Origin of the sequence: Paraburkholderia fungorum, assembly GCF_046027605.1 — a bacterium.
Taxonomy (GTDB): Bacteria; Pseudomonadota; Gammaproteobacteria; order Burkholderiales; family Burkholderiaceae; genus Paraburkholderia; species Paraburkholderia fungorum_F.
The window spans coordinates 96,457-118,486 of the sequence record NZ_JAQQEF010000017.1 but is presented as its reverse complement, the minus strand read 5'-3'; the positions used below and the strand labels follow the sequence as shown (position 1 = coordinate 118,486).

Below are 22,030 nucleotides of genomic sequence, written 5' to 3'. Positions count from 1 at the left end.
AATGAGTTCGCCAACGAACGCAATGCGCCGATCATACCGACGCCATTTATCAGGCCGCCGCTCAAAGTGCCGGCCGTCTCCGATACCAGTGGTTCGGTGGCGATCAACCAACGCACCCGTTGCGAACCGTACAGCATCGCACCGGCCAACACCAGCAAAGCAACGTTTATCGGGAACGTATTCGACGCGTATCCAATGCAGCCGGCCGCCAACGTAACGCCCGAGATTGCCGGCGGTCATCATCGCGGGCAGCAGTCGGAACCCCCTCCGCCTCATCGCCTGTCTCGGTGACAATTCCGGCCGCTCAGCGCCCCGGCGGTGGGGGATACACCTTGCGCTCAAAGACCCGTGGCTCATGGGCCGGCAGCACCTTCGCCCCAAGCGCCGCGATGCGGCGGAAGCTTTCGTCGTAAGCGCGCAGGTCCGTGTGGTTGCCGTTCGGGATCGGTTCGCTGCCGTCTTCCGGCCAGTTCTCATAGAGCGGAATCAGGTCGCCCGCGATGAGATACGGTCCTGCCTGCGTATCGACCAGCACACCCTGTGAGCCTGCCGTATGTCCCGGCAAGCGCAACACGCGGATGCCGGGCACTACGTCGGCGTCACCGAACGCCACGTCCATCCGGTCGAGAATGTCCACCCACGGTGGCGTGTGGCCGCGTTGGTTGGTTTCGTAGATCGGCCGCTGGAAGGGCACTGGCCAGACCGCCTCTTTCAACTCCGCTTCCTGGACGTGAAAGCGCGCGTTCGTGAACAATCGTGCGCCGCCGACATGGTCGTTATGCAGATGCGTGAGAATGACCAGTTCGACGGAAGCCGGGTCGACGCCTTCGCGCGCCAGGCCGTACTGCAGCAGGTCGTCGATTCCGGCATCCGTCTCGGTGTAGCACTGCGGTGCGCGTGATCGGGAACCCGGTCCGGCATCGACGACGATCGTATGGCGAGCGCTGCGCAGCAACCACGCGATGCACGGCGCATGCAGGCGCGCGGAACCGCAGTTCTTACGGTACAAAAAGCACGAGCGCTCATGATTGACGATATCGCCGCAACGGATCGGTACGATGGTGAAGTCCATGACTGGAGTCTCACTTCAACTGTGTTTATGGTGCTGACGCTGGCTGCCTGCTTGACGGGCTGGGCCAAAATCGAATCTTGGCCGGATCCGGCTTTGGTCTCGTGATCAGATGAACGATCACGTCGGCCAATCACGTTCCCTTCGTGCGAATTCATGAGCGTGATGTTGTGGCCGGCGTACTCGCTACACGTGACCTGCCGCCGAGCGGTTTCGCAGGCGGCAAGTTGATCCACGACGGTCGCAGGTATTGCCGTCGCGCGGAGTCACAGTATAGGTCAAATGAGTAAGCGCTTTCTCTTGAATTTCCCTAGGTTTCTCCCTAAACTACCGTGAATTTCTCCTGTTTTGACCAAGTACCGCCCGGAATCTCAGGCGCTATAGAAAGCGATTACTTAGTTTGCGTGCCGGGGTGACTAGCACGTCGTGACCGTTTATAGCGTGTTTGGCAATGCGCGTAACCGATGGGACGAAACATGCGACAGCTCGACTCGCACCTGAGAATGACGCCGGACAGTATGCGGTGCAGACCGCGGGCAAGGGGGCGAGGAGAGGATAGGGTAGGCGAGAAGCGCTCTTCCGCGGCTTCAGCTGACTTGCGGAGTTCGGCGGCGCCGCGAACGGATCGACCAGGCGAAGGCCCGTGACCGGCGGTGGCCATTTCTCAAGATGCCGCGTTATAGTATGCCGCAAAGAGAAGGCGCGATGGTGCGCCTCGACATCGGGCAGGGTGGAAGTTGACCAACGAGGCAAAGAAAAGAGCGCCGCGTCGCAAATCGAATGCGATTTCGGTGATAGATGTCGCGCGCGCGGCGGGGGTATCGACTGCGACCGTTTCGCGCGTGTTGAACGGCAACGCAAAGGTAGCGGCCGAACTGCAGAACCGCGTGCGCGACATCGCGCAGGCACTCGGCTACACACCGCACGCCGCGGCGCGGGCGCTGGCATCGCAGCGCTCGAAAACGATCGGCGCGGTGATCCCGTCGCTAGAAAACCAGAACTTCGCGATCGGCGTGTTCGCGCTGCAAAAGCGCATCGGCGAAGCCGGCTATACGTTGCTGCTCGGATGCTCGTATTACGATCAGGAAGACGAACTGAAGCAAGTGCGCGCGCTTATCGCGGACGGCATCGCCGGCTTGATGCTCGTGGGCCGCAGCCACTCGCCGGCGCTCTACGAATTGATCGAGAAGGAGCAGATTCCGCTCGTCAATGGCTGGACAGTCGATCGCGACCATTCGTATGTCGGTTTTGACAACGTAGCGGTTGGCCGACGCCTCGCCGACTATCTGCTCGATCTCGGGCACACGCGCTTCGGCATGATTACGCAAATGACGCAGCATAGCGATCGCGCGGCTGATCGCATTATCGGCGTGCGCGCGGCGTTGCAGGCGCGCGGACTGCAGTTGCGCCACGAGCATCTGATCGAGATGCCGCACAAGATCATTGAAGGCCAGATGGCGATGAAGGCGCTGATGAACGGCCCCGAGCGTCCCACCGCTGTAATCTGCGGCACCGATCTGCTTGCAATCGGCGCGCTGGCCGAGGCGCGCGAGTCGGGTATCGACGTGCCGGGCGACCTGTCGATCGCGGGCATCAACGACATCGAATTTTCCAGCTTCACGTCGCCCCCGCTGACGACCATGCGGCTCGCCGCTGATGAAATCGGCGCGCGTAGCGCCGAGTATTTGCTCGCACGGATCGAAGGACGGGCCGTGAGTTCGCAGTACATCGTGCCGACCGACCTGATCGTGCGCGGCACGACGGCGCGTCCTCGCAAGACCTAGGTCGCCGACCCGCGGCGCGGTGCGCGATGAAAAGACGGAGAAAGACGCACCACGTCAGCGCGCGAGCAGGGATCGTAGCGCGCCGGCGGACGACCGGGCGCTGATTCGTGAGACCGGGCAGACGGCTCAGATCCCCACCGGCGCCGACAACAATGGCGCAGCTGCATGCGTATCACGCATGCTCGCGCGGACTCCGCACATAACCAGTCCGGCCGTTTTCGTTTCGGCGGCAGTGCGCGCACTCGGATTTGCCCTCAGACCCACAGCCAGAATGCTCGTTTAGCGACCTCCCTGGCAAGCTCGCGATACACAATAGCGTGTAATCTAGTTTCTCCCAACGTCGCAACTCTCGGTTGCAAGCGCCCACAGAGCTGCCTTCCAAGTATTCTTTCTGGCATGGGTGAAATTTGTTTACACTGAGTGTAAAAACGTTGCCCGGAAAACTGCGTGCGGGACGTCAAACATGCGCGCAAAATCAGCGAACTGAAGCATGGATAACCTACAGGTAGTACCTCACTCCACGACCGACACTCTGGCGAGAATCCGGGCGATTTCAGACTCCCTGCCTGACGCGCAGCAACTGGTGGGGCAGGCGATACTGGCCGAGCCGGAGTGGTCGGTGCGAGCCAATGTCGCGGAGATTGCGCACCGCGCCGGGGTTAGCGCACCGACCGTCGTTCGATTCTGCCGCGCCGTGGGCTTCGAAGGGTTGAGCGACTTCAAGCTGCAACTTGCGCAGAGCCTGGCGGTAGGCACGCCGTACCTTCATCGAGCGGTCAACGCCAAAGATGACGTAGCAAGCATCGTCCACAAAATCCTGTACGGAGCCGCCGCCGTGCTGACCGGTCTTGAGAGCCAGCTCGACGCCGACACGATCGGTCACGCCATCGAGAAGCTTGCTGCGGCCAACCGGATCGACTGTTATAGCGTGGGCAGCGTGTCGACTTTTCTCGCCAACGACGCCCAGTCGCGCTTTGCTCGCCTCGGTCTCACATCGAACGCCTATTTCGATCCGCATATGCAAGTCATCTCGGCAGCAGCGCTGTCGCCTCGCGACGTCGTACTCGCGATTTCACACGTCGGACGCATGCCGACCTTGCTGGAAGCCGTGGCGCTCGCGCGTGAGCAGGGCGCGACGGTAATCGGCATTACCCGGCCCGACACACCGCTTGCGAAGCAGTGCACGATTCCGATCGGCATGATCGTGCCCGAGGACGCCGCTGCGCGGGTGGGCACGGAGGCATATCTTGCCGGCCAGATACTCATCGAGGTTCTGATGGTCGGGGTTGGCTTGCGACTCGGCCCGTCGGCGCTCGAGCGGCTCAAGCGAGTCCGGTCCGTGCTGCGCGAGAGGGGTGTCGATAGCGACGTGCACCCGGCGTTGCAGCGCGCCTGGTCAGAAGCGGAGCGCGACGCGCTCGGCGGCAAATAAGTACGTCTACCCCGGCGAAACGGCTCCCCGCGGCCCTCCGCCGTGATTGCCCAGCACCCCTCCACAAATTTATTTTTTTCCTTTTTGACATCAAAGGACCAAAGCTTTACCCTTGGTCATGAAATTTAGTTACACCTAAACCGCATTGCCATGTGGGAGCGGGTGACGGCAGGCCGATGCAGGTTTGCTCCATTTCAATAGGAATACAAATTAATTTACTGTCGTAAACAGCGAAATTGCAGTGTGTTTTGTGCTGGGTCTGTGAAATGCCGGGCTGGCGACCAAGCGGATGTGGTTCTTTGTTTGGCGGCGCATAGCGACGATACCGGGCCCTGAAGGTGAAATTTACTTACATCTCATCCACAGCATCATTTGCCTTGGCGAAATTGGACCTATGAACGGAACACCGGAAGCGCACGGCTCCACGCATTGGCTGTTTCAGGGCGGCTTCGTGATCGACGGTAGCGGAGCGTCGCGTTTTCGCGCCGACGTGCGCGTCGAAAACGGCCGCATCAGCGAGATCGGTGCGGATCTCGGGCTGCGCGGGGCGACGTGCATCGACGCGTCCGGGCGCGTCGTCGCGCCCGGCTTTATCGATGTGCATACCCACGACGACGAATCCGTCCTGTCGGCGCCGCAGATGCTGTCCAAGATAAGCCAGGGCGTGACCACCGTTGTGGTGGGCAATTGCGGGATCAGTCTCGCGCCGCTCGTGCACCCGAACGTGCCGCCGCCGCTGACCTTGCTGGGCGGTTCCGGCAAGCACGTCTTTCCAACGATGAAGGCCTATGCGCAAGCCGTCGACGCCGCACGTCCGGCGGTCAATGTCGCGGCCCTCGTCGGCCACTCGACCTTGCGCGTCGCGACAATGGACGATCCTTACCGCGCCGCGACAGACGCGGAACAGACGAAGATGGCGGACCTGATGCGCGAAGCGATGGCCGCGGGTGCGACGGGCCTCAGCACGGGTCTCTTCTACGACACCAACGCGGCAGCGGACGTTGCCGAGGTCACGCTGCTGGCGCGTATCGCCGCCGAAGCCGGCGGCATTTATACCGCGCATATCCGCAACGAAGCCGAGGACGTGATCGCGTCGCTGGACGAAGCGTTCACGGCCGGGCGAGATGCCGCTCTGCCCGTGGTGATCTCCCATCACAAGTGCGCCGGGCCGACCAACTGGGGGCGCTCCGTCGAAACACTCGCCCACATCGACGCCGCGCGGCGCACGCAGCCGATCGGCCTCGACGCGTACCCTTACGTCGCCGGTTCGACCATTTTGCGACCGGACCTGGTGGACGACATCATCGACATCATGGTGACGTGGTCCGAGCCTTACCCCGCAATGAGCGGGCGCTCACTGGCCGACATCGCGCACGAGTGGCAATGCACCCAGAAAGAAGCTTGTGAGCGTCTCCAGCCGGGTGGCGCGAGTTATTTCCAGATGCGTGAGGACGACGTGCGCCGCGTCCTGCAATACGAGGCGACCATGATCGGCTCAGACGGGCTGCCGCACGATCGTCATCCGCACCCGCGCCTGTGGGGGACCTTTCCGCGCGTGTTAGGCCATTACTCCCGCGAGCTGGGTCTGTTCACGCTGGAGGAAGCGGTGCATCGCATGACCGGTCTGTCCGCACACCGTTTCAATCTGCTGGATCGCGGCGCGATCGCGGTCGGCAAGCACGCGGATCTGGTCGTGTTCGATCCGGAGTTCGTGATTGACCGCGCCACCTACGCGCAGCCGACCACGCCCGCCGCCGGGATCGACAGCGTCATGGTGAGCGGCTCGATGACTTACGACGCACAAGGTCCTACCGGCATTCGGGCCGGCAGGTTCCTGCGTCTGGGGACCCGCTCATGAGACTGTCACTATCGGTATCGTCCGGCAACCCGCGCCTTCGCAGCAAACGTATCGGCTACGATTGCCGCGCGTTCGCCTGGCTGCTCAACACACCGGCGCTCCTCGCGATCGTCCTGCTTTCCGCGTTCCCGATCGCCTACTCGGCGTGGATCAGCCTGCACCGGTACAACCTCCAGCGTCCGCGGGCTTTCAAGTTCGTCGGCCTGTCGAACTACAGCGACATACTGCAGTCGTCCGAATTCTGGACCGCCCTGCGGATCACCGCCGTGTACACGGTGCTGGTGGTTCTGCTGGTGGTGGTGTTCGGCATCCTGATCGCGCTTCTGCTCAACCGTGAGTTTCCCGGCCGCGCGCTGGTGCGCACGCTGGTCCTGCTGCCGTGGGCCATTCCGCCCGTGGTGAATGGCCTGATGTGGCAATGGATCTATGACGCCAAGGTGGGCGCGCTCAACGGCCTGCTGGTCAGCCTCGGCCTGATCGACCAGTATCGCGGCTGGTTGTCGACGCCCACCTCGGCTTTGCTCGCGCTCGTGTTCTCGGAAGTCTGGAGCCTGTTGCCGCTCGCTGTGATCCTGTTGCTCTCCGCGTTGCAGCGGATCCCCGCGGAGCTTTACGAGGCGGCCGGCATGGACGGCGCCAGCAGGTTCCAGCTGTTCCGGTACATCACCTTGCCCTGGCTTTCGCAGTCGCTGCTCGTCGTATTGATCCTGCAGACGATGTCCGCGCTCCGGGCGTTCGACATCATTTATGTCCTGACCGCGGGCGGCCCCGGCACGGCCACCACCACGCTCACGTGGCAGACCTACCTCACCACTTTCGATAACCTCGATTTCGGCCACGGGAACGCCTACGCCTGGCTGGTAAGCCTGATTACGCTGGGGCTTGCCCTGGCCTATTTCCGAGTGCTGTACGGACGTGGGGACTTTGAAGCATGAGCGCTCTTCTACACCCGTTGTTCACCCCTGCCGGCCGCCAATCGCGGCGCACAGTGTTCCTGGTCGTGGCGGGTATCGCCGTCGCGATCTACATCCTCGCGCCGTTCTGCTGGTTGCTGCTGACGAGTTTCATGCACGAGCGTGACGCGCTGACCGTGCCCACGCAGTGGATTCCCCGGCACCCGACGCTCGAGCACTACAAGATGTTCTTTCATCCGTCGGGAACGAGCGCGATCGTTGGCGGCCGTGCTGCCGAAGAAATGCTTCCAGGCATGCTGAACTCGCTGATCGCCGCGCTCGGTACGGCCGCGGTCAACCTGGTGCTTGGCACGCTCGCCGGCTACAGCCTCGCTCGTTTGCGTTTTCGCGGGCAGGGCGCACTGCTCGGTGTTTATCTTGGCTCGCGCATGGTCCCAGGTATCGCGCTGATCGTGCCGCTCTATCTGACGCTCAAGAATCTCGGGATGCTGGACCACCTGTCCGCGCTGATCATCACGTATGTGACCTTCACGTTGCCGTTCACGATCTGGCTGCTGAAGAACTACTTTCAGACTATCCCGCGCTCGCTCGAAGAAGCCGCGCTGATGGACGGGTGCAGCTGGTTTCAGATGCTCGTCAAGGTGCTGCTGCCCGTCGCCATGCCCGGTCTCGTCTCTTCGGCTATGTTTGCCTTCATGACCGCGTGGAACGACTACCTGTTTGCCGTGATCCTGACGAGCACGACGGCGTCGAAGACATTGCCGGTCGTCGTCGCGGGCTTCGCCACCGACGTGACGACGCAGCGCACGCTGATGGCCACGGGCGGCGTACTGGCCATCATCCCGCCACTGGCCCTGGCATTCCTGTTCCAGCGGCTGATCGTCCAGGGACTGACAAGCGGTGCCGTGAAGGACTGATTATGGCAATCCATTCAATGCAATCTCATGGCCTCAAGGAGGACCACGATGTCGTCCAGTGAAGATTCCTATCCTGCGTTGTCCCGCCGTCGATTTCTCACGATGTCCGCGCTCGCCGGCACCGGCGCGGCGCTCGGCGGCTTCGGGCTGATGTCGCCGGCGCGCGCGGCCGACGTTTCGGTGCGATTCGCCGGCTGGGCCTTCGAGCCACAGGTGGTCGAGCAGCGGCTACAGCAGTTCATGGCCGAGAATCCCGACATCAAGGTGAACTACACGCCGCTCGACATGCAGTTATACAGCGAGAAGATGATCGCCCTGTTCAATGCCGGCTCCCAACCGGACGCGTTCTATGTACGCGACATAGACCTGGGCGCGTGGGCCGACGCGGGCTGGTTGCAGCCGATCGACGGCTTGCCGAAGCTCAATGAATTGAACCACGACATCTTTCCGTTCGACCGCGAGGCGCTCTTCTACAAGGGCAAACAATACGGCACACCCTACTACGGCGACATCTACGTCTACATCTACGACCGTGCCGCGCTCGCCAAGGCCGGCGTCAAAGCGGCACCGGTCACGCTCGACCAGCTCAAGAACGCGGCCCTTGAGGTCAAGAAAGCAGGCATCGCCCAGTACCCGATCCTGAAGGGCTACAAAACGAACGTGGACGGGCTGAGCGAATTCTGGTCCATGGTGCTCGCCTCCGGCGGGCATCTGTTCAATCCTGCGATGGACCCCGTGTTTCCCAATGAAGACAAGACGGCGCTGACGGTCCTGCAATGGATGGTCGATGCGATGCATAGCTGGCAGATCCTCGACCCGCGTGGCCTCGAACTCGACGACACCCAGGTACGCGACGCTTACCTGAGCGGTCAGGGCATCTTCACGTCCAACGTCGGCAACGTCTTTCCTCGCTCCAACAATCCGCAGTACAGCAAGCGCGCCGGCAACATTCGCATGACGCGCTTTCCAGCCGTGACGGATGTCGGCAAAGGACCGATGGGATGGGCGCGCCTGTATGGCATGAGTTCCCAGACCAAAGCGCGCGACGCGGCCTGGCGCCTGATGTATTTCCTTGGCGGCAAGGATGCCAAGGGCCAGTACTCATCCGCCCAGACGTGGTATCTCAAGTACGGGGTAGGGTATCCGTTCAAGCCGCTCGACAGTGATCCACAGATCGAGGCTTCGCAGAAACAGTTGGGCTACGAGCCGGCGATCATCCAGCAGCAAATGGCGAATGCGCGCATTCGCGAGAACATCGGCACGACCTGGTACAGCGAATGGGACCGCTTTACGCAGCAGCAGATTCAGGCTGTGTTAATGCGGCAGATCACGCCGATCGCGGCATTGACCGCGTCGGCGCAAAAAGCGCAACAACTGAAGAAAGAGGCGAGTTAATGAGCAATTTCACCCTCGAGCGCGACGGTGCCGGTACGCCCGCCGTTTTCCTGCACGGGTTCTGTCAGTCGTCGGCCTACTGGGAGCCGACTGCCGATCGGCTCGCCGCCGCCGGCGTTCCGTGTCTCGCACCCGATCTACCGGGCTTCGGCGCGTCGGCGGGCGAACCCGGTCCGTACACGATGGCCGCGCTGGCGGACTCGGTCGCGCGTCTGCTCGATGCACGCGGCCTGTCCCGCGTCACGTTGATCGGTGGCTCCATGGGAGGCGTCGTCGCGCAGCAGTTCGTGTTGCGCTACCCGGAACGCGTGTCGCGCCTGCTGCTCGTCGCGACGGGCGCGATGGCCGCAGACCCCGCCGCGGCGCTCGCGAAGGCCGACGTCATGGCGGCCGCGCCCTGGGACGAAACCGCGATCGAGCCCATCGTGAACGGGTTCTTTCTCCGCCCTCCATCGGCTCCTGATCTGGCGAAGTTCCGCAGCATCGCGCTGAGCGCCACGCAGGCCGCCGCCATCGATGCAGCACGCTCCAACGCATTGAATAACACGCTCGACCAACTCTCCTCCATCCGGGTTCCGACGCTGATCGTCCAGGGTCGGCACGACCGCGCGCGCACGCCCGAGCACGGAGCAGAGATGCAGGCAAGGATTGCAGGCGCCGCGTTGGCAGTCATCGAGGATGCAGGTCATACGCCGCAACTCGAGCAGCCGGACGCATTTCATGACGTTGCGCTGCCTTTCCTGCTCGCCGCACGCGTCGCTCAACCGGTCGCCGACCGGAGCGCATCCTGAACCACGGAGAACGTAGATGATTCTGAATGAGATTGCAGGCAAGGTCTGCCTCGTGACCGGTGCGAGCCGCGGAATTGGCGCGGCGGTGGCACGCGGCCTCGGTGCCCGTGGTGCGAAAGTGATGGTTCATTACCGCAGCGGACGCGCGCAAGCCGAGGCCGTGGCCGCCGACATCGAGCAGCAGGGCGGTACCGCGCGCATCGTGGAGGGCGACATCGCGCTGCACGGCACCGCCGAGCGGCTGATCCAGGAAACGGTCGAGACCTTCGGGCGGCTGGACGTGTTGATCAACAATGCCGGCGACCAGATCTCGCGCGTCGGCATTGCGGAGTTTCCCGATGAGCTCTTCGAGCGCCATATGGCGATCAACGTGCGGCCTGTGTTCGTTGCATGCCGCGCGGCCGTGCGCCAGTTTCGCAGTCAGAAGAGCGGCGGCAATATCATCAACGTCAGCTCCGTCGCGGCGCGCACTGGCGGTGGTCAAGGCTCGGCCGTGTATGCCGGCGCGAAGGCATTCATGTCGACATTTTCGCGTTCGATCGCAAAGGAAGTCGCGCCCGAAGGCATCAGGGTGAATGTCGTCTCGCCCGGGGTGATCATGACCGACTTGCAAGAGCGAGTCACCTCGCCCGAACAACTGAAGGCCACCGCGACGCAGATCCCGATGGGTCGTATAGGCGATCCGGAGGATTGCGTCGGAACCTTCCTTTACCTGTGCTCGGATCAGTTGAGCGGCTACGTGACCGGCCAGGTCGTCGAGGTCAATGGCGGTCTGCTGATGCCTTGACGCGAGCGTCCCGCCATTCATCCACCCATTCCCGGAGTCATCCCTTTGGCAAACCTCAGCATCCACAACGTTAAAAAGTCCTATGGCTCTCACTCCGTCATTCAAGATATCAGCGTGGATATCCTTGATGGAGAATTTGCGGTGCTAGTGGGTCCTTCCGGCTGCGGCAAGTCGACGCTGCTGCGGATGATCGCGGGCCTCGAGGACATCACGTCCGGACAGATCCGCGTGGCGGGGCAGGTAGTGAACGACATGTCGCCCAAAAACCGCGACATGGCGATGGTGTTCCAGAACTACGCGCTTTACCCGCACATGACGGTTGGGCAGAACATGGGGTTCTCGCTCAAGATCAGCAACGTCCCGAAGGCTGAAATCGAGCGGCGAGTCAGGCGTGCCGCCGAGATTCTCGCACTCGATCCGCTTCTTGAGCGTTATCCTCGCCAGCTCTCCGGCGGGCAACGCCAGCGCGTCGCGATGGGACGGGCGATCGTGCGTGATCCGCAAGTCTTCCTGTTCGACGAGCCGCTGTCGAACCTCGATGCCAAACTACGCGTCGCCATGCGCACGGAGATCAAGCAGCTTCATCAACGCCTGCGGACGACGACCGTCTACGTCACGCACGATCAGGTCGAGGCGATGACGCTGGCCGACAGGATCGTGGTGATGCGCGACGGTGTCGTCGAACAGGTGGGCGCGCCGCTCGAAGTTTACGATCAGCCGCGCAACGTGTTTGTCGCAGGGTTCATCGGCTCGCCGGCAATGAATTTCCTGCGCGGCGCGCTTGTCGATGGCGACAGGGAAACCGTGTTCCGTTCCGATAGCGGCTTGACGGTTCGCCTCGGCCGCCAACTCACGGCAGATCGTTCGAGACCGGTGATCCTCGGGATTCGTCCCGAGCATTTCGTCACGACGGCGGATGGCACGCCGACCGAAGTCGTAGTCGTCGAGACGACCGGATCGGCCACTCAGGTCAATGTCCGTTACGGCAGCGACGAGATCGTCTGTGAGTTTCGCGAACGCGTTCTCGCGCGACCGGGAGAGCGTCTGTGCATTGCGCCGCTACCGGACGCCGTCCACCTGTTCGACGCCGAAACCGGCCGGCGTCTGAGCGAACTTGACCGCTCCCTGTCCTGATGAACACGCATGATGAACACGCCGTACGCCGGTCTTGCCCAGTACGGCACGTCATAGTCCGCGCCCGCCCGCCGACTACCCCGGAATCAGCACGCGACTACGCGTGAGCACCTCTTTTGCCAGCTCCACGATGGTATCCGCGCCGCTAAGACACTCTTCCTGATAGGCGACGAAGAACCCTTGCTGAGTGATCGGCCTTTCAGTGTTCAGCACGTGAATCAGCCCGGAATCGATCTCCGCGCGCATTATCGCGGGCGACAACACGGCCGCCGCATGTCCGGCGGCGACCAGCCGCGACATCATCGACAGCGAATTGCATGAGCTGATGTTGTCGGGATTGCAACCGGCGCTGCGGAACCAGTTCATCACCAGGGAATGGTTCGACGACGGTTGTGAGACGGTGATGATCGGCACCGATGCAAGATCGTGAGGGGTGACCTGGTTGTTGGGCACGAGTTGCGGCGACGCAACCCAGTGCAGATCGGTGTAGCCGATCGCGGTCTCGACCACGTGAGGCGCGTCGGTGGAATCGTTCAGTATCGCTATGTCGAGTTCGTGCGCACCAAGCTTGCGTCCGAGTGCGACACCCACATCGATCGTGAGTTCGATCTTCATGTGCGGGTATCGCGTCTTGAGTTGCGTCAGTAGATCGGCAAGCCCGGCGTGGGCGATCGACTCGATTGCGCCAAGACGTAATAGCCCGTACATGGGATCAGTACGCTTCGCAATCTGTTCGAGTTTTTCGGCGAGCTTCAGCACCTGTTCCGCATTGGCGAGCGCGTCACGGCCTGCGAGCGTGAGCTCGGAGCGCGTCCGGCTGCGCGTGAAGAGCTGCACGCCGAGATGTTCTTCGAACTCCTGGACGCGTGCCGAGATGGTCGGCTGCGTGAGGTGCTGATGGCGCGCCGCCGCATGAAACCCACCCAACCGCGCCACCCAGTAAAAGGTCTCAATTTGCTGCAGAGAAATACGCATGATCGAAGGTTTCTATCAGATGGTCTCGCTAACTTTGATTATCTCCCGGAAAAATTGCGTTCGTATACTCGGTGCACTCTTCGGTTGCCTCTCTGACACCGGAATGTAATGAGTTGTCGGGCATTTTTCAGCAAGACAGTCCGCAGGCTCCGATTGCCCCGCGCGCAATCTGACACTCCCCGGTCTCGAGATACGAAGTGGTGCGCGGTTTATCACAAGATCGGCATATAAAACCTCTGACCATGAATTTGGAATCCTTATGATAAGGAAGTCACTGCTCGCTCTCGCACTTTCGAACGCGTTCGCAATTCCCGCGTTTGCGCAAAGCAGCGTTACGTTGTACGGGATGATAGATGAGGGCCTGACCTACGTCAGCAACTCGGCCGGCCACAGTCAATGGGCCATGCAAAGTGGCGTCGAGGGCGGTAGCAGATGGGGTTTGAGAGGCAGCGAGGATCTCGGCGGCGGCACCAAAGCGATCTTTCAGTTGGAAAACGGCTTCAACGTTTCTACCGGCGGGCTCGGGCAGGGTGGTCTGGAATTCGGCCGCCAGGCCTACGTCGGCCTGGCTAATCAACGCTGGGGCACGCTGACACTTGGCCGTCAGTATGACCCGATTGTCGACATCATTGGCCCGACCACCTCTAATGGCCAATGGGGTGGCCTGTTTTCGCACCCGAGCGATATCGACAACACAGACAATGCTTTTCGCGTGAACAACTCCGTCAAGTATGTCACGCCGACCTGGGGAGGATTGACGGCCGAAGCGATGTACGCATTCGGCGGCGTCGCGGGCGACTTCCGGAAGGAGAGCACGATCGGCGCCGGCGCGGATTATCGCAACGGTCCGTTCTACCTTGGCGCCGCGTACTTTTACGCGACCAACCCCGCGCAACAGTTTGCGGACGGTGGTTTCAAGCCGAACGCCATACCGGGCGTGTCGAACGGCGAAGGCGCATTCGGCTACGTCGGCAATCCGGGCAACATGCAGAATATTGGCGTGGGCGGCGCGTACACGGTCGGGCCGGCGCGGGTCACCCTGGCGTACACCAACACACGGTTTGAGGATGCGAGCGGCGTGGTAGGTAACACGGTCACCTTCAGCAACTATGAAATCTGGGGGCAATACCACGTGACGCCAGTGACGACTTTGGGCGCCGGCTATACGTTCACGGAAGCCAAGGTGGACTACAACGGCGCGAGACCCAAGTACAACCAGATCAACCTGCTGGCGGACTACGCCCTCTCCAAACGCACCGACGTCTACCTGAACGCGGCATATCAGAAGGCTGCCGGCGGAGCGAACGCGGATATCTACCAAGGCTTCCCGGGGTCGGAATCGAGCACGACGACGCAATGGGTCGCGCGTGCGGCCCTGCGTGTGAGATTTTGACAGCACGGCTTGAGCGGCAACCACTATTGAAGCGGGGGAAGCGAATATGAACACGAGAATCGTAGCGCTGGCGCGCGGCCGTAAATCATCGGTTCGATGGAGGATCTTCTGGTTCCTGCTCGTGCTGATCACAATCAACTACGTGGACCGCGCTTCGCTGTCGGTCGCGATGCCGCTGATCTCGAAGGAGTTCTCGCTCTCGCCGGTGGTGCAAGGCTTGATTCTGAGTTCGTTCTTCTGGTCGTATACGATCATGCAGATTCCGTCGGGCATGCTGGTCGACCGCTTCAAGCCGCGCATCGTGATCACGGTTGCGACGCTCGTCTGGGGATGCTTTCAGGCCGGCGCGGGATTCTGCACGAATGCTGCTTCACTGCTGCTGATGCGCCTCGGTCTCGGCTTCTCCGAGGCGTCGATCGCGCCCGCCGGCGGTAAGCTCAATGCCCTCTGGCTAACGCGCAACGAACGCACAAGGGGCGCGTCGCTGATGGACGGCGGCGCGCCCCTAGGCGCAGCGGTGGGATCGTTGTTGATCTCCGCGTTGATCGGACTCATGGGCTCGTGGCGCCTCGCGTTTCTGGTTGCCGGTGTCGCCACGACGCTGGCCGGCGTCGTGGCCTGGTTCTTTATCCGTAATCATCCGCGTGAGCATCCGGCGGTCAACGAAGAAGAAGCGTCGTTCATCGAGCGTTCGCACGAGGAAGAACTCGAGCGCGAGCCGGCCAACGCATCCGGGCGCGCAATCGATTTTCTGAAGTACCGCTCTTTCCTGCTCATGTTCTTCGGCTTCATGTGCTGCAACACGTTGTTCAACGGATTGCTCACCTGGATGCCGAGCTATCTGATCAGGGAGCACGGCCTCGATATCCGTCAGATGGGTGGGTCGAGTTTCATCATTTACTTTTCCGGCTTCGCCGGGGAACTCGTTGGCGCGTGGATTGCCGATAAGTGGCTGGCGGCGGGCGGCAGGCCGAACACAGTGTTGCGGACGATTTTCGGCACGGCCGGCGTGATTGCCACCGTCTCGGTGTTTTCGGTGGCTTACTTGTCCAGCGCGACACTGGTCGTCGCGCTCCTCTCGTGTACGGTTTTCTTCTTGCGCTGGGGCAATCTGTACTGGTGCATTCCGCCCCTGCTTGCCACGCGCAACAAGGTCGGCGCGCTCGGTGGTTTTCTGAACCTGGGGGCGGCGGTCGGCGGCATTGGCGCGCCGATTCTGGTCGGCGGGATTGTCCAGGCGACCGGTTCGTATTTTCTCGCCATGATGTTCTTTGCGGCGACCGGTGTCGGCTTGCTGCTCTGCTCGCTCGGCATCGACTACGAGAAGAAGCTGCCTGTATGAGGTCTGCGATACCCGAAGCGGTTCCGGATGTCGTGGCGGGCATCGCACCTGCTCGACCCTCCGCTGCGGGTGACTCGCCGATTGATTCGAATGACCTGAGCGCTGCCCGGTCTTAAGTTAACAACCATCAGTAAGGACGTTTTGATGAACCCAGATGACTCGTACGGCCAGCCATGGCAATGGCCCGAAGCCCATTGGCGCAAGCTGGTCGACCAGGTGCGGGCGGGACGCGCGCTTCGTCCCAATGCATGGCCCGCTGGCGCGCGCTGCGCGGTGGCGCTTTCATTTGATTGCGACCACGAAACCAGCGAATTGCGCGAGGGCGGCAAGTCGATCGGCCGGCTCAGTTGGGGGCAGTACGGCAGCCGCGCCGGCATGCCGCGCATTCTCGACGTGCTGCGCAAATATGCCGTGCCAGCTTCATTCTTTGTCCCGGCGGTCACTGCGCTTTTGCATCCGGAAGAGGCCCAGCGCATCATCGGCGACGGCCACGAAATCGGCTTGCATGGTTGGATTCATGAACTGAACTCGATACTCCCCCATGAGGCGGAACGCGATCTGTTGCTACGCTCGGCGGATACGCTCGAGACCATCGCCGGGCAGCGTCCGGTGGGCATGCGTACGCCGTCATGGGATTTCAGCCCGCATACGCTTTCGATCGCGCGCGAGATGGGCTTGCGCTACGACTCGTCGTTGATGGCCGACGTCGACTGCTACGAGCTGCTCGAAGACGGCGTGCCGAGCGGTCTCGTCGAACTGCCGGTCGAATGGATTCGCGACGACGGCGCGTATCTGATCATGAACCGCTTCGAGGCGGTGCGGCCTTATACGTCGCCGGCCGACGTCTACGAGATCTTTCGCCGCGAGTTCGACGCGGCTTATGCGGAGGGTGGCATCTTCCAGTTGACGATGCATCCGCACGTCACCGGTTACCGCTCGAGGATATGGATCCTCGAAGAAATCATCCGGCATGCGCAGTCGTTACCGGGCGTCTGGTTCGCGACGCACCGCGATGTTGTCGAATGGGCGCGTGAACATGCACAACCGACATGAATTCGGTGAGCGCGGCGGCGAAAGCGGTACCGGGCAGCCGCGCTTTCCGGTTCCGCCGAAGGCGACCGATAGTCATCACCACATCTACGATGCGCGGTATCCAGTCGATCCGTCAGCGCAATTGCAGCCGCCCGACGCGACGGTCGCCGACTATCGCGCGCTGCAGCGGAGGCTGGGTGTCGAGCGGCACGTCGTCGTTCAACCGTCTACGTATGGCAACGACAACCGTTGCCTGCTCGATGCGCTGTCGCAGTTCGGACAGACCGCGCGCGGTATCGCGACCGTGCCCGTCACCGTGACTGACGGTGAGCTGGCCAGTCTTCACGATAGGGGTGTACGCGGGTTGCGCTTTAACCTTGAATACCTGGTCGGCGTCACGGTATCGATGATGGAACCGCTCTCGAAGCGGATCGAACCGCTCGGTTGGCACATTCAGGTCAATGCCACCGCGGCGCAGCTACTCGCGCACCAGCAGTTGCTCGCGAGTCTGTCGTCGCCGCTCGTGATCGATCATATGGGGCAGATCCCGCAACCGGGCGGCGCGGAGCATGCCGCGTTTCGAATGGTCGAGGCGTTGCTGGCCAACGGCCGTACCTGGGTGAAATTAAGCGGCCCCTATCTCGTGTCGCGCAGCGGAGCGCCGGTCTACGCCGATGCCGGCATGGTCGCGCTCAGGTTTGCCCAGCTTGCGGCGGACAGGACGCTGTGGGGATCCGACTGGCCTCATCCGACGCAAGCGGCTGACAACAAGCCGGACGCAGCCCACTTGCTGGATGATCTGGCAATGTGGATACCCGATGAATCGACGCGGCATCGAATTCTCGTTGAGAATCCCGCAAGGCTTTACGGCTTTTAGCGTGCGTGCGTGCGTGTGCGTGCGGCGCACCGCGCGCCGCACCGCCTGGTTCAGCGCTTACCTATATAAGCAACCACGTCGATCTCTATGAGCACGCCTTGCAGACCGGCTTCCACGGTCGTTCGCGCCGGCTTGTGCTGACCAAACCAGCTCGCATAGAGCGCGTTGAAGCGGCTAAAGAGCGTCAAGTCGGTCAGATAGACCGTGACCTTGACGACATCCTCCAGTCCCGCGCCGGCGGCGGCCAGTACCCGCTCGACATTGGCGAGCGTTGCACGGGTCTGCTCTTCGATCGACTCGCCGATCAGCTTCCGGTCGGCGTCGCGCGGCGTCTGGCCGGACAGGAAAACGAAGTCGCCCGCTATCATCGCGGACGAATAATATCCGCCTGGTTTGAAGTCGGCCGGATTGACGCTACGCAATGCGGGGCGCGTGCCACTGTCGTTCATGTTTTTCCCTTCACATTGATCGGGTGTTTGTCCGACTTGCCGCGTGACGTGCGTGGCAAGTCGCGTTGTATCGCTTCATCCGACGCCTGCCGCGGCGGACCTCCCGGCCTATCGACGGCTCCCGAGTTGCTCACGCACTTCCCACGACCCTTCGGTGCTAAGCACCATCGCGGCGGGGTAGAGATAAGCCGACGTGCAAGCGTGACGCGGCAATAACATTACCCGGTCGCCGACAGCCAGATCGGTGTTCTCGACCACGACGTGCTCTTCGCTCATCATGACGATCTTGCCGTCCCAGCGAAAGCGCTCGGCGAGCGGCTTGTCGGGCGAGATCGCCTTCGAGCCCGCATCGAGCGTGGCGGTCGTGCTGCTGCGTGAAATCACTGTTGCCAGTACATAGGCGCTCGGCGTCCAGCCGAGCGCAGCCAGGTCCAGATCGTGTTGAGCGCTCGAATAGGTCCAGCTGCCCGGGGACACGAAGTTGGCGAGCGTGCGCGGCCACAGATCGAACGTATAGCTGCCCCCGGCGATGAGCCTCGTCGACAATCCGTCTGCGTCGGCTGCGCGCGTCAATGCCGTCACTTTCTCCACGATGGCGGCCACCCGCGTGCGGCGCGTGGCAATGTCGAGATCATGGATATGGCCGTCGTAGACATGCCATCCGCCAAAGCAGCCGATTGCCGCCAGCTCACGGGCCAATTGCAGCGTCGCCGCTGCCATCGGTGCGCCCGTTCTGCCCATGCCGGGGTCCAGATCGATGAGCAGCGCGAGATTGGCCGGCGGCGCCCCATTCGTCGCGAGATGCCACGCGGCTACGCCTGCCGCCGAGTCGACGAGCGCTTCGACCCGTGCGTCCGGATGAGCGTGCGCCAGCGCAAGCAAGGTGCGGATATGAGCGGGGTTGACGGTCGGATACGCCCAGACGACGTGTTTCGCGCCGGCCTCGAGCACCATCGCCACTTCCGCCACGGTAGCGGCCTTGAACGCGGTTACGCCTTCGCGAATCAACCGCTTGACGATCCATCCGGCGCGATGCGTTTTCACATGCGGCATGAGCCGTTCCACGCCTCCACATGCACGGGCGGTCGCATACAGGTTATCGACGATGCCGCGCTCGGAGACGATGAAACACGGCGTCTGCAATTCTTCTGGCAAGCTGGCGGCCCACGACGGCGCACGTCTGAGAGTGGTACTCGAAAGGTCGGACATGTTGGTGCGTTAAGAGAGGAAAAAGGGCGGCGTGCTCACGAGTGCGACGGTGCCGCGAGGTATCCGTCGACGTGCGCTCTGAGCTGGGTCAGCACTTGTGCATGCTGTTCCCACGACAGCCGGTCGACGCTCATCTTCGGCGTCGCGGGGCGGTCGATGCGGCTATCGTCAACTGCCTGCCCGACGTCGACGGCCGCGGTGAGATACGCCCGGTCTCGCTCCGGCGTGAAATCGATGAGCAGCCGTGCCGCCGCATCTCGCGGCGCGACCATCGCCATCGCGGATACCAATCCCCAGCCGCCCCAGTTCGAGACGCTGGAAACGATCAGGTAGTCCGCGGGAATGGCTGCGCTGATCAACGGACCGTTGGGAATGTCGTCATGGACGATGTCCTCGGGCAGCACGCCCATGCCGATTTCGTTGCCGCCGTCGCCGATGCCGATCGTGACCCACGGACGCGACCACTCGGGATCCTCGAACAGAAGATGCAGCGGAGCCGTATCGTCGGACATGTCCGCGCCGTACTCGCGGTGCGGCTTGCCGTCGCTCGCGGGCGACACCCGCTCGATCGCGATCATATGCGTGATCGGACGTTCAGCCTCGCTTAACCGGGTTCTCAGCGACTTGACCGATGCCGCGCTCACCGAGGTGATCTCGAACGCCACGTCTTTCGGCAATTCCGTCGTGACGGCCCAGACCGCCTTGCAGCAAGGCGCGTCCGAGATCACCGTCACCGGCACGCCGAGGTTCGACAGTGCGGCGGCCAGATGGGCCATGCCGCCCAGCCCGTCCGTCTCCGGCGAGGGCGGCACGGCATTGCGGATGAAGAAGCCAGTCACGATACCCACGTGGGCGTTCGGCGTGCTCATGATCGAACGCGCGGCCGCTTCCAGCTGACCCTCAACGAACTGCTTCATGCGGCCAATGTCGCGCCGGACGGTTTGACCAATGATGTCTTCGACTTTTGCTATTCCCATTTTCCAATCTCAGTAGCAACGTTGTTCATGCGAGGCGCGACGTTTCGCTCAGACCGGGATCTTCGTTTCATAATCGATTCCGATCGAACAGAGCAGCAGGCCGACGCCCATTGCGGCGAAACACATCAGTGCGAGGAAATAGGAGCCCGTGAATTGCACGATCGCGCCGATCGCGATCGGGATCACCATGCCGCCGAGATTCCCACCGAAGTTGAGCAGACCGCCGAGCATGCCCACCTTGTTGCGCGAGGCGAGCATCGCGGGGATCGACCAGTACAGACCACCCCAGCGCAGAAAGAAGAGCGTGATGGACAGCAGGATCACGACCATCGTGGGGCTCGTGGCATGGGCCACTGAAAACACCGCAATCGTGGCAACCACGCCGGCGATACCGAAGATCGTGCGCATCACGCGGTTCGGCGCGGCGCCGCTCGCGAGCCACTTGTCGGCGACGTAGGCGCCGAAGAGTTCGCCGACGAAGCCGGAGAAGAAGATCACGAAGCTCGCGCCGCCCATCTGTTGAATATTGAAGCCCTGCGCTTTCTGCAGATAGGTGGGCATCCATGTCAACAGGCCGTAGTAAAGCGTCGTGCAACACATGAAGCCGACGAACATCAGCAGCACGGAGCGATACTTGAAGAAATCCAGCGAGTTGCCCGACAGGTGTTTCGCCTCCTTTTCATCTTCCTTGCGCCGGGCCTGTTCGATGTGTTCCGCTTCGGCTTCATTGACCCCGGCGTGTTCGCGCGGTTGATTCTTGATGTAATACCAGGCGCCTATGCCGCACAGAACCGTGCCGACGCCGGCGATCGCGAATGCTGCGCGCCATGAGTGCGCGACGACGATCAGCCAGGTGATCAGCACCGATCCAAGCGCTGCGCCGAGCGGCGAGCCGCCATCCATGAGCGATGCGCCACGGACCCGTTCATGCTGCGTGAGCCACATCGCATTGAGCGCACCGCCCGCCGAGGCCACCGGCGCTTCTGCCACACCGAGCCCGAGCCTCGTAGCGAGCAGGGCCATCGCATTGGTCGTCAACGCGCCAAGACCCTGGAAGGCACCCCAGAGCAACGTGCACAGCGCGAGGACCAGTCGCGGCTTGAAGCGGTCGACTGCCATGCCGCCTGGAATCTGCATCAGCGTGTACGACCAGAAGAAGGAACTCATGATGAGCCCTTGCATGACCGGCGTCAGCGTGAACTCGCTTGCGATCATCGGCATCGCGACTGACAGGGACGCACGATCGATGTAGTTGACCGTGACGAGCAACAACATGATGAGAAAAATCTTCCAGCGAACCGATGTCTTCGGCTGGGCGTATGCCCCGACTGCTGCAGGTGCTCTGCTCATGCCTATCTTCCTAATTCGCTGTTTGAATGTCAGGTACACGCCCGGCGCGTTGCGCATCGGGGATGGTTGAACCGGTCATCTCCCACGCCGCGGGCACCCGTTCCATGCCTGATTGAAAGCCAGTATAGGTGCGACGATCTGAGAGGAGATAATCGAAAGTGACGCGGGCAATCGATAGAAATCGCTGATCATGCGTGCCCGCGTTGCGCGGGTCTTTGTTGTGAGCGGCATCGCTGTAAACGCAAGGGTCGCTTCGATAGCGACCGTTGCCATTGACGTCATGACCGCTGCAATAGCGAGCGGTCATACTGTTTCAGGTGTTGTGACATCCGTTGCTTGTAGAAG

The 22,030-nt window shown here is 62.0% G+C and carries 20 protein-coding genes; 13 read left to right on the top strand and 7 right to left on the bottom strand.

Going from position 1 to position 22,030, the window contains the following annotated elements:
* Positions 1 to 304: 304 nt before the first annotated feature.
* On the bottom strand, positions 305 to 1,072 hold the full coding sequence (locus PQR53_RS25645; RefSeq protein ID WP_408460202.1) for an N-acyl homoserine lactonase family protein: 768 nt from the start codon (positions 1,070 to 1,072) through the stop codon (positions 305 to 307).
* Positions 1,073 to 1,860: 788 nt separating this feature from the next.
* Between PQR53_RS25645 and PQR53_RS25640 the strand changes: the two genes are divergently transcribed.
* From PQR53_RS25640 to PQR53_RS25600, 9 genes are all read left to right on the top strand, one after another.
* Positions 1,861 to 2,853 carry a LacI family DNA-binding transcriptional regulator gene (locus PQR53_RS25640; RefSeq protein WP_408460199.1) on the top strand — a complete coding sequence of 331 codons (993 nt, stop codon included), beginning with the start codon at positions 1,861 to 1,863 and terminating at the stop codon, positions 2,851 to 2,853.
* A 490-nt stretch (positions 2,854 to 3,343) separates the two neighbouring features.
* Complete coding sequence (locus PQR53_RS25635; RefSeq protein ID WP_408460196.1) at positions 3,344 to 4,285, top strand: MurR/RpiR family transcriptional regulator; 942 nt, start codon at positions 3,344 to 3,346, stop codon at positions 4,283 to 4,285.
* Between the two features lie 394 nt (positions 4,286 to 4,679).
* The gene (locus tag PQR53_RS25630; RefSeq protein WP_408460193.1) at positions 4,680 to 6,143 is read left to right on the top strand and encodes an N-acyl-D-amino-acid deacylase family protein; all 1,464 of its coding nucleotides are present in this window, start codon (positions 4,680 to 4,682) and stop codon (positions 6,141 to 6,143) included.
* Positions 6,140 to 7,078: a carbohydrate ABC transporter permease gene (locus PQR53_RS25625; protein WP_408460190.1), complete on the top strand. Its 939-nt coding sequence runs from the start codon at positions 6,140 to 6,142 to the stop codon at positions 7,076 to 7,078. The genes PQR53_RS25630 and PQR53_RS25625 overlap by 4 nt, the downstream gene beginning before the upstream one ends.
* Positions 7,075 to 7,974 carry a carbohydrate ABC transporter permease gene (locus PQR53_RS25620; RefSeq protein ID WP_408460187.1) on the top strand — a complete coding sequence of 300 codons (900 nt, stop codon included), beginning with the start codon at positions 7,075 to 7,077 and terminating at the stop codon, positions 7,972 to 7,974. Before PQR53_RS25625 ends, PQR53_RS25620 begins: the two co-directional genes overlap by 4 nt.
* A 48-nt stretch (positions 7,975 to 8,022) precedes the next feature.
* Positions 8,023 to 9,369 carry an ABC transporter substrate-binding protein gene (locus PQR53_RS25615; RefSeq protein ID WP_408460184.1) on the top strand — a complete coding sequence of 449 codons (1,347 nt, stop codon included), beginning with the start codon at positions 8,023 to 8,025 and terminating at the stop codon, positions 9,367 to 9,369.
* The gene (locus PQR53_RS25610) at positions 9,369 to 10,160 is read left to right on the top strand and encodes an alpha/beta fold hydrolase (protein ID WP_408460181.1); all 792 of its coding nucleotides are present in this window, start codon (positions 9,369 to 9,371) and stop codon (positions 10,158 to 10,160) included. Before PQR53_RS25615 ends, PQR53_RS25610 begins: the two co-directional genes overlap by 1 nt.
* 22 nt (positions 10,161 to 10,182) lie before the next feature.
* A complete protein-coding gene (locus tag PQR53_RS25605) occupies positions 10,183 to 10,947 on the top strand; it encodes an SDR family NAD(P)-dependent oxidoreductase (protein WP_408460325.1) in 765 nt (254 codons plus the stop codon).
* A gap of 45 nt (positions 10,948 to 10,992) precedes the next feature.
* Entirely contained in the window at positions 10,993 to 12,081 is a 1,089-nt protein-coding gene (locus tag PQR53_RS25600; protein WP_408460178.1) for an ABC transporter ATP-binding protein, read from the top strand.
* A 75-nt stretch (positions 12,082 to 12,156) separates the two neighbouring features.
* Here the strand turns inward: PQR53_RS25600 and PQR53_RS25595 are convergent, their stop codons facing one another.
* On the bottom strand, positions 12,157 to 13,056 hold the full coding sequence (locus PQR53_RS25595) for a LysR family transcriptional regulator (RefSeq protein WP_408460175.1): 900 nt from the start codon (positions 13,054 to 13,056) through the stop codon (positions 12,157 to 12,159).
* Between the two features lie 259 nt (positions 13,057 to 13,315).
* Here PQR53_RS25595 and PQR53_RS25590 point away from each other — a divergent pair, with 259 nt between their 5' ends.
* From PQR53_RS25590 to PQR53_RS25575, 4 genes are all read left to right on the top strand, one after another.
* Entirely contained in the window at positions 13,316 to 14,449 is a 1,134-nt protein-coding gene (locus PQR53_RS25590) for a porin (protein ID WP_408460173.1), read from the top strand.
* 46 nt (positions 14,450 to 14,495) lie between these two features.
* Positions 14,496 to 15,791: an MFS transporter gene (locus PQR53_RS25585; protein WP_408460170.1), complete on the top strand. Its 1,296-nt coding sequence runs from the start codon at positions 14,496 to 14,498 to the stop codon at positions 15,789 to 15,791.
* Between the two features lie 144 nt (positions 15,792 to 15,935).
* Positions 15,936 to 16,844 carry a polysaccharide deacetylase family protein gene (locus PQR53_RS25580; RefSeq protein WP_408460167.1) on the top strand — a complete coding sequence of 303 codons (909 nt, stop codon included), beginning with the start codon at positions 15,936 to 15,938 and terminating at the stop codon, positions 16,842 to 16,844.
* The gene (locus PQR53_RS25575) at positions 16,828 to 17,700 is read left to right on the top strand and encodes an amidohydrolase family protein (RefSeq protein WP_408460164.1); all 873 of its coding nucleotides are present in this window, start codon (positions 16,828 to 16,830) and stop codon (positions 17,698 to 17,700) included. The genes PQR53_RS25580 and PQR53_RS25575 overlap by 17 nt, the downstream gene beginning before the upstream one ends.
* A 50-nt stretch (positions 17,701 to 17,750) precedes the next feature.
* On the opposite strand, the gene PQR53_RS25570 is transcribed toward PQR53_RS25575, so the two are convergent.
* The 5 genes from PQR53_RS25570 to PQR53_RS25550 form a co-directional block, all read right to left on the bottom strand.
* Positions 17,751 to 18,149 carry a RidA family protein gene (locus PQR53_RS25570; protein WP_408460161.1) on the bottom strand — a complete coding sequence of 133 codons (399 nt, stop codon included), beginning with the start codon at positions 18,147 to 18,149 and terminating at the stop codon, positions 17,751 to 17,753.
* Between the two features lie 108 nt (positions 18,150 to 18,257).
* Positions 18,258 to 19,358, bottom strand: a complete 1,101-nt coding sequence (locus PQR53_RS25565; protein WP_408460158.1) for an alanine racemase — start codon at positions 19,356 to 19,358, stop codon at positions 18,258 to 18,260.
* A 35-nt stretch (positions 19,359 to 19,393) separates the two neighbouring features.
* A complete protein-coding gene (locus PQR53_RS25560; protein ID WP_408460155.1) occupies positions 19,394 to 20,335 on the bottom strand; it encodes a glutamate cyclase domain-containing protein in 942 nt (313 codons plus the stop codon).
* 48 nt (positions 20,336 to 20,383) lie between these two features.
* The gene (locus tag PQR53_RS25555; RefSeq protein ID WP_408460153.1) at positions 20,384 to 21,685 is read right to left on the bottom strand and encodes an MFS transporter; all 1,302 of its coding nucleotides are present in this window, start codon (positions 21,683 to 21,685) and stop codon (positions 20,384 to 20,386) included.
* Positions 21,686 to 21,695: 10 nt separating this feature from the next.
* Entirely contained in the window at positions 21,696 to 21,992 is a 297-nt protein-coding gene (locus PQR53_RS25550) for a hypothetical protein (RefSeq protein WP_408460150.1), read from the bottom strand.
* Between the last annotated feature and the right edge of the window lie 38 nt (positions 21,993 to 22,030).

What these genes read in the sequence shown, in the direction of transcription:
- PQR53_RS25645 (WP_408460202.1), bottom strand. Translation starts at nt 1,072, where the DNA reads ATGGACTTCACCATCGTACCGATCCGTTGCGGCGATATCGTCAATCAT.
- PQR53_RS25635 (WP_408460196.1), top strand. Translation starts at nt 3,344, where the DNA reads ATGGATAACCTACAGGTAGTACCTCACTCCACGACCGACACTCTGGCG.
- PQR53_RS25630 (WP_408460193.1), top strand. Translation starts at nt 4,680, where the DNA reads ATGAACGGAACACCGGAAGCGCACGGCTCCACGCATTGGCTGTTTCAG.
- PQR53_RS25625 (WP_408460190.1), top strand. Translation starts at nt 6,140, where the DNA reads ATGAGACTGTCACTATCGGTATCGTCCGGCAACCCGCGCCTTCGCAGC.
- PQR53_RS25620 (WP_408460187.1), top strand. Translation starts at nt 7,075, where the DNA reads ATGAGCGCTCTTCTACACCCGTTGTTCACCCCTGCCGGCCGCCAATCG.
- PQR53_RS25615 (WP_408460184.1), top strand. Translation starts at nt 8,023, where the DNA reads ATGTCGTCCAGTGAAGATTCCTATCCTGCGTTGTCCCGCCGTCGATTT.
- PQR53_RS25610 (WP_408460181.1), top strand. Translation starts at nt 9,369, where the DNA reads ATGAGCAATTTCACCCTCGAGCGCGACGGTGCCGGTACGCCCGCCGTT.
- PQR53_RS25595 (WP_408460175.1), bottom strand. Translation starts at nt 13,056, where the DNA reads ATGCGTATTTCTCTGCAGCAAATTGAGACCTTTTACTGGGTGGCGCGG.
- PQR53_RS25590 (WP_408460173.1), top strand. Translation starts at nt 13,316, where the DNA reads ATGATAAGGAAGTCACTGCTCGCTCTCGCACTTTCGAACGCGTTCGCA.
- PQR53_RS25585 (WP_408460170.1), top strand. Translation starts at nt 14,496, where the DNA reads ATGAACACGAGAATCGTAGCGCTGGCGCGCGGCCGTAAATCATCGGTT.
- PQR53_RS25580 (WP_408460167.1), top strand. Translation starts at nt 15,936, where the DNA reads ATGAACCCAGATGACTCGTACGGCCAGCCATGGCAATGGCCCGAAGCC.
- PQR53_RS25575 (WP_408460164.1), top strand. Translation starts at nt 16,828, where the DNA reads ATGCACAACCGACATGAATTCGGTGAGCGCGGCGGCGAAAGCGGTACC.
- PQR53_RS25570 (WP_408460161.1), bottom strand. Translation starts at nt 18,149, where the DNA reads ATGAACGACAGTGGCACGCGCCCCGCATTGCGTAGCGTCAATCCGGCC.
- PQR53_RS25565 (WP_408460158.1), bottom strand. Translation starts at nt 19,358, where the DNA reads ATGTCCGACCTTTCGAGTACCACTCTCAGACGTGCGCCGTCGTGGGCC.
- PQR53_RS25560 (WP_408460155.1), bottom strand. Translation starts at nt 20,335, where the DNA reads ATGGGAATAGCAAAAGTCGAAGACATCATTGGTCAAACCGTCCGGCGC.
- PQR53_RS25555 (WP_408460153.1), bottom strand. Translation starts at nt 21,685, where the DNA reads ATGAGCAGAGCACCTGCAGCAGTCGGGGCATACGCCCAGCCGAAGACA.
- PQR53_RS25550 (WP_408460150.1), bottom strand. Translation starts at nt 21,992, where the DNA reads ATGACCGCTCGCTATTGCAGCGGTCATGACGTCAATGGCAACGGTCGC.